Origin of the sequence: Streptomyces sp. NPDC015032 (genome assembly GCF_043080425.1) — a bacterium.
Lineage (GTDB): Bacteria > Actinomycetota > Actinomycetes > Streptomycetales > Streptomycetaceae > Streptomyces.
In genome coordinates, this window is record NZ_JBIBVN010000100.1 from 1 (window position 1) to 3,833 (window position 3,833).

Genomic DNA, 3,833 nt, shown 5'->3' on the forward strand with positions numbered 1-3,833 from the left:
GCGGGCTCGCTGGCGGTGGCGAAGTTCGAGCCCGGCGATGGCCTCGCCGGGAGTGTTGGTGGCAAAGCAGGTCAGGCGCATGCCGTCGGCGTCGGTGAAACGCAACTGGACGGCGAGCCGGGGGTGCCGCCGCGATCCGCCCGGCGATCGCGGCCGGTACGGCAGGAGCGGGTGCGGAGTTTCCGGGCGGCCGCGATTTTTCTTCCCGTCGTTTCAACACACGCGGTGGGGCGCGCGTATCCCGTAGCGAACATCGTCTCGGGAGATGGGGAAGCACCATGAACGCCTGGCACCGAACGGATGCGAGCAGCCGTGGCTGTAAGCGGTAACCCGCTGCGGTGGCTTCGCGGACGGACGGCGACGACCGCCCCGGAGCCCGTCAGACTCCGGACGGAGCGAGAGGTGGGGGCTGCCTACGATCTCTACGGCGGCGAACTCTTCGGGTTCGCCTTCAAGGCGCTGGACGACCGGCAGCTCGCCGAGGACGTGGTGCAGGAGACCTTCCTCCGCGCCTGGCGGTCGCCACGCGGCTTCGACCCGGGGCAGGGCAGTCTGCGGACCTGGTTGTTCGCCATCGCCCGGAACCTCGTGGTGGACGCCATGCGGCGGCGCAAGGTCTGTGAGGGGCCCGGCCTTGCGCCGTGGGACGTGGCGCCCGAACCGTCGCCGGCGTTCGACGACATCGATCAGCTTCTTGACCGGATACAGCTCGGGGAGGCCCTGGAACGGCTGAGCCCGCAGCACAGAGAGGCGGTGGTGGGGGTGTACCTCGGCGGCCGTACCTGCGCCGAACTGGGGGAGGAGCTGGGAATTCCGGCTTCCACCATGCGCAGTCGCCTGTACTACGGAGTGCGGTCGCTGCGGCTCGTCCTGGAGGAGAACGGGTGGCTGGCGCCATGAACAAGGAATGTCTTCCCCACCGCGCGCTCCTCACCGAGCTTCTGCTGCTCGGGAGGCCGCTGCCGAAGGAGCTCGCCCGGCATCTGGTCCAGTGCCCGGACTGCACACGTGAGGCATCCGAGACCCAGGACGTGGTCCGCACACTGCGGCGGGCGAACCCGCACAGGGGCTGGGAGCCCGCACCGGGTGCCGGACCGCAGGCGCGCCCTTCGTGGGGGCTCGGGCACCGCATCCGCCGGGAGGCGGCCGGCGCCGGGACCGCCCGGTTCCGTCCCTGGCGGGTGGCCGTGGTGGGCGTCGTCGTCGCCTCCGCCGTGGCCGTCGCGGTGATCATCCCGCTCGGCGCGGTGGACAGGGCGGGCCGCACAGCCGACGCGGCACCGGTGGTGATGAAGCGTCAGGGAAAGATGGTGGACCGCCCCGGGGGCACCGAGGTCCCGGTGACCCTGTCGGGCCTGGCGGCGGGAGAGACCTACCAGGTGATGACCGTCAACGCCCGCGGTGTGCGCATCTCCGCCGGCACGGTACGGGCCGAGAGCGGCGGGCGGGTGTCCTTCCGCATGGTGACCGCCATGCGGAAGGACACCATCACCGAACTGGTCGCAGAGGATGAGAACGGGCACGTGGTGAGCCGCTTGCCCGTGGGCTCCTCCTCGGCCTGACAACCGCGGGGGCAACGGCCGACGGGGCGGCGTCCCAGCCGGCCGTTGCCCGCGCCTCCCGCCTGGCGGGTCGGCGAAGCCCCGTGAACGCGCGCTGTTCTCCGGTCCGTTCGCTCCACGTGCGGACGGCGGGGCCTTCCGGGAGTGGACAGGTTCCGTGGGTCCGGCGCCGCCTCTCCCGACGATCGGGCGGCCTTTCGTTCAACGCGATGCGGTGCTGGTGCGTATCCCTCATGAAAGCAGTCACCGGGCCGGCGGAGAGCGCGAGCGGCACGCAGCAGAGCCGCTCTCCGGATGCGGCCGCGGTCATGTCGCGCACACGGGCGCGGACCGGAAAAGGGTTCACGCACCTCGGCGAAGCCTCCGGTGGGAACCGGTACGGCGAAAGCCGCCGGTGACCTTGTCCGTACAGGTTCGGGGACTCGCGTCGTGCAGGGCCGTACGGGCATCCACAGCGGGTGGGTGCCCTGAAACAAGGAGATATTCCAGGTGAAACATGCCAAGGTAACTCGTCGGATACTTACCGGCGCCACTGCCGCTGCCGTCCTGACCATCCCAGCCGCGATGGCTTCGGCGGACGAGAGCCCGGCCGCGGCCCCCGCGCGGCACGCCGCGGTTCCGGCGTTCGGCGCCTACAGTGGAACCCTCGGCGGAGCCCCCAAGCCGTTCGACCCGCACATCAGCAACAACACCATGGCGGTCAGCCCCGACCAGCGCGTCGCGGTGGTCACCAATTCCACAACGGACCACCTCGTCGTCATCGATGTGCGCCGGGGCCGGAAGATCACGGAGATCAACGGATACGTCAGCCCGCGCAACATCCTCTTCGCCCCGGACGGCAAGACCTTCACCGTGTCCGACAGCACCCTCGGCGTCGTGGACCGGATCTCCCTGAGAAGTTTCCAGGTGGTCAAGCGCCTCCCGCTCGGCGCCGGAGTGTTTGGCACCGCACAGTCCACGGACGGCAGGTGGCTGTACGCCAACAACGAAGCGGCGGGCACGGTCACGGTGGTCGACCAGGCCGACAGCAGGGCGGATGCCGTCCTCACCGGCTTCGCCGAACCACGTCAAGGGGTCAAGCTCGCCCCCGCGGGGGACAAGCTGTACGTCACCAACTACAAGGGCGACCGGATCACGGTCGTCGACGTCGAGACCAGGAAGACCCTGCGGCAGATCGAGGGGTTCAAGGAAGTCCGGGGACTGTCCATCAGCCGCGACGGAACCCGGCTCTACGCGGCCAACAGCGGGACCGACACGGTGTCCGTCGTCGACACCGCGTCCGGCGCGACCCTGAAGCGGATCGCGGTGGGGAAAAAGCCCTACGGTGCCGCGCTCTCTCCCGACGGGAAGGTCCTCTTCTCCGGGAACCTGGAGGATAATTCGCTGACCGCCGTCAACCCGGCCGACGGCGAGGTGCGCGGCACGGTGAAGGGCCTGAAGGGACCCCGTCAGGCCATAAGCTTCAGCGCCGACTCGAAGACCGCGTGGGTCCTCAACGAGGACCTGACCGTCGCCGAAGTCGACGTGGCCGCCCTCAAGGTGACCCGGACGCTCGGAACGCGCTGAGCCTCAGTGGCAGGCGGCCGTGAGGCCGCCTGCCACGGCGCGACAGCCAGGGCGGTCCGCTGCGGTCCCGCCCGGCCCGAGTGAGGCTGGTCCCGGCAGTCCGAGCCGCTGCGGCAACGCTGGTGTCGGCCAAATCCGCCAAGGTGTCCGGGAGCCGGTATCCAAGGGAACCGAGGGACGCCGCCTTGCCGGCGGGCGCCGGAAGCGCTGTGTCGCAGGTCATCGTTGGTCTCCGCCTGCTTCCCGTCCCGGACGGCGGGGATCGGTGTGCGGCTGCTTCGGAGAATGCCTGTTTTCAGGGCCGTCGCCCCTGGTCATCCGCACTGTGCTGGATCGGCGCCGGATACCGGCGAAGCCGCGGCGGTCCGGCCGGCCGGCAGGGGCCCGCGCGGTGGGGCGCGGAGGGAACCCAGGCTTATTTGTCGACAGACCACGGATGGCCGAATTAGGGGCACTGTGGGTCACTGGTAGTCACGCTTCACCCAGACCCAACGATCAGATGATCCGAAGGGAACGCCCTAGCCTCGATCGTTCATGAGCCCTCGTCGGTTCGCTGACGGGGGCTCTGTGCTTGCGAGGTGCGGAATTTCGTGGCTGGGGCAGGTTGGCGGCCCGGCTGTCGCGTCGGGTGGGCGCCGGGGTTCCACGGCTCCGGGATGTTGCTGAGGCTCGTCGGGACGGTCGGAGTTGCTGGTCAGCCGGGGT

3 protein-coding genes are annotated in these 3,833 nt (G+C 69.9%); all 3 read left to right on the top strand.

The features are described from left to right. The first annotated feature begins 402 nt into the window (after window positions 1-402). Window positions 403-900, top strand: coding sequence for a sigma-70 family RNA polymerase sigma factor (locus ACF08M_RS41435; protein WP_383081074.1), 498 nt, complete (start codon window positions 403-405; stop codon window positions 898-900). Further along, window positions 885-1,562, top strand: a complete 678-nt coding sequence (locus ACF08M_RS41440; RefSeq protein ID WP_392190487.1) for a hypothetical protein — start codon at window positions 885-887, stop codon at window positions 1,560-1,562. Before ACF08M_RS41435 ends, ACF08M_RS41440 begins: the two co-directional genes overlap by 16 nt. A gap of 489 nt (window positions 1,563-2,051) precedes the next feature. Then, the gene (locus ACF08M_RS41445) at window positions 2,052-3,128 is read left to right on the top strand and encodes a YncE family protein (RefSeq protein WP_392190488.1); all 1,077 of its coding nucleotides are present in this window, start codon (window positions 2,052-2,054) and stop codon (window positions 3,126-3,128) included. Window positions 3,129-3,833: the final 705 nt, after the last annotated feature.